The organism is Aquimarina longa SW024, assembly GCF_001401755.1.
GTDB lineage: Bacteria > Bacteroidota > Bacteroidia > Flavobacteriales > Flavobacteriaceae > Aquimarina > Aquimarina longa.
Genome location: NZ_AVQK01000086.1, coordinates 1 through 2,071, shown reverse-complemented (window position 1 = coordinate 2,071; position 2,071 = coordinate 1). Strand labels below are relative to the sequence as shown.

Annotated in this window: 4 protein-coding genes; all 4 read right to left on the bottom strand. The window is 35.9% G+C overall.

Translation table 11 applies throughout. The annotated features are described in order from the left end of the window. Positions 1-65 precede the first annotated feature (65 nt). Positions 66-497 (bottom strand): hypothetical protein, encoded by a 432-nt coding sequence (locus N456_RS09005; RefSeq protein WP_148639270.1) that lies wholly within the window; start codon positions 495-497, stop codon positions 66-68. A gap of 66 nt (positions 498-563) precedes the next feature. Next, positions 564-770 carry a hypothetical protein gene (locus N456_RS09000; RefSeq protein WP_062056092.1) on the bottom strand — a complete coding sequence of 69 codons (207 nt, stop codon included), beginning with the start codon at positions 768-770 and terminating at the stop codon, positions 564-566. Then, complete coding sequence (locus N456_RS08995) at positions 757-1,437, bottom strand: hypothetical protein (protein ID WP_062056090.1); 681 nt, start codon at positions 1,435-1,437, stop codon at positions 757-759. The genes N456_RS09000 and N456_RS08995 overlap by 14 nt, the downstream gene beginning before the upstream one ends. Beyond that, complete coding sequence (locus N456_RS08990; RefSeq protein WP_062056089.1) at positions 1,428-2,006, bottom strand: CHAP domain-containing protein; 579 nt, start codon at positions 2,004-2,006, stop codon at positions 1,428-1,430. Before N456_RS08990 ends, N456_RS08995 begins: the two co-directional genes overlap by 10 nt. Between the last annotated feature and the right edge of the window lie 65 nt (positions 2,007-2,071).

Here is a 2,071-nt window from a genome sequence, read left to right as displayed (position 1 = left end):
ACTCCTTGTTTGATTTTATTTTCCATAACTTTTCGTTGTTAGTTATCTCTGGGTGTTCTAAACATCTATTTTTGATTCCGTTTTCTTATTCCTTCCCACGTAGCAATTAAATCTCCAGAAGTATGATCTGCATCGTAGGTAATATCGACAGGCTTATCAAATATATATACCCCTCCGATGGATTGAATGGCAATATTATGGGTGTTGGATAATTTTTCTAATGCGGTTACAAATTTTTGAAACCTTGTTCTTTGATTTTCAGTATTGGTACTCATTCCTTTTTCTTTTAGTATGGTGTTCCATAATTTTTTAGCATCTTTTAGGGCACTTTTTCGGTCTGTATATATTCCATAAATAGTATCAGCGCGTATTCCCCCAGAAAACAAATCCTGCAGATCTGCAAGATTTCGCTGGGCATCTATAAATATTTCCTCGAAGTCCTCTATCTGTGGATAAGGCTGCATTACGATATATATATTCTCCATATCAATTTTCATAATTTCAATAGTTTTAATTGAATTAGACGAACCTAATTCATTCGTTTTCAATATTCAATTGGATGTTTATAAAGATTTTTGTATTGCTTTAGCATACTCCCCTCTTTTCGTTTTTTCAGAGATGAGCTCTTCTCCAAGAACACTTCCTATAAACCCTCCAATAAGGATAAAAGGATAGGTTTCTTTTGGGGAGTATCTTTTGGCTACAATAAATCCTAGCATACTCCCAATTAGGGTTAATCCTGCTTTTTGTGTATTTTTAGATATTCTCATTTTGATACATTCTATGTGCTATAATTCCTCCTGCTACAGCAGCCAATACTAAAGACCCCCATGCTATTGTACTTAGGATTCTTCTGCGTTCATCTCTAAAATCTACCAGAGTAAGAGTAAAGGAATTTCCATAGCGTCTGCGGTGTTGTTTGGAGAGATTCATAAAATGTTTAAAATCTATTGCATTAGCAAACACTAAACACCCTGCAGAAAAACGATCAATCTTTTTGGTGGTTCCTTTTTTTCTGGCTCTATGAATATTAATCCCAAAACGTCCTGTATCCTCATATCCAGATTCAAACCATTTAAACAATCCTTTACGCTCATAATTTCTAATCACTTGCACATCTGTAGTCTGTACTAGTGCAGGATAGATGCCCCGATGCATTCCGATCCTATAGGCATTTTTGTATTGTCCTTTTTTTAAAAATGCAGTTCCTTTTGGGTGTCCTGAGTTTTCTAGCCAGTACTGTCCAGGATCTGTAGTGGCTTTAAAAATATGATACACCCATTTTTGTTTATCATTGGTATAAAACACATGGATCTCATCATCAAATCGGTTACTGCGAACAAAGCGACTGCGATATCCTACAATATTGAGCTGATACGGTTTTTGATATATCCGATAGCCTTTACTCCGTAATATTTGTAAACTTTTTAATAGCATTGATTGCTTGTTGTACTGATAAAATCAGATACCGCCCATATTTGTTTTTTTAACCGTCGCTTACGATAGACTCCATCTCCTTCTCTTGATCCATTGTTATTGGTATTTCCTTCTACGGTGATCACCCATTGGTCTTTCCACTGGTCTATAAAACCAATATGAGCAGGACGATTTAGTTGTGTAGACCATATCATAAATACATCTCCTTTTTGGGGTATTTTAAATTCATATTTCCCTCGATGATATATCCGCTTACCTTTTATAGCGTAGCTAGGTACCCATGCACTTTTTGGAGTTTGAATTCCTGCATTTTGATAACACCAGCTCACAAATCCTGCACACCACGCATATCCTTCTTTAAGCCCTACACTTTTCAGATACTTTGCTACATGTATGCCCATATTAGCCCCTGTTTCTCGAACACCGATCTGAGAATCGTAGAGTTCTTTTAGACAAGCTCTTTTTTCGACTGTTGTCAATCCATCAAGAGTTATAGTGTCCTGGCCAAAAAGGCTACTGCAAATAAAAATGCAAAAAAGATGAAGGTGGATAATTTTAATTTTTGCCATGGGGTTATTGTTTTAAAATCGTTTCTAAAATGAAGGTCTAAATACTCCTCTGAGGTAGGCCAAAT

Bases quoted from the DNA above. Each gene is read 5' to 3' on its own strand.
- N456_RS09000 (WP_062056092.1), bottom strand. From the start codon at position 770: ATGAGAATATCTAAAAATACACAAAAAGCAGGATTAACCCTAATTGGG.
- N456_RS08995 (WP_062056090.1), bottom strand. From the start codon at position 1,437: ATGCTATTAAAAAGTTTACAAATATTACGGAGTAAAGGCTATCGGATA.
- N456_RS08990 (WP_062056089.1), bottom strand. From the start codon at position 2,006: ATGGCAAAAATTAAAATTATCCACCTTCATCTTTTTTGCATTTTTATT.
- N456_RS09005 (WP_148639270.1), bottom strand. From the start codon at position 497: ATGAAAATTGATATGGAGAATATATATATCGTAATGCAGCCTTATCCA.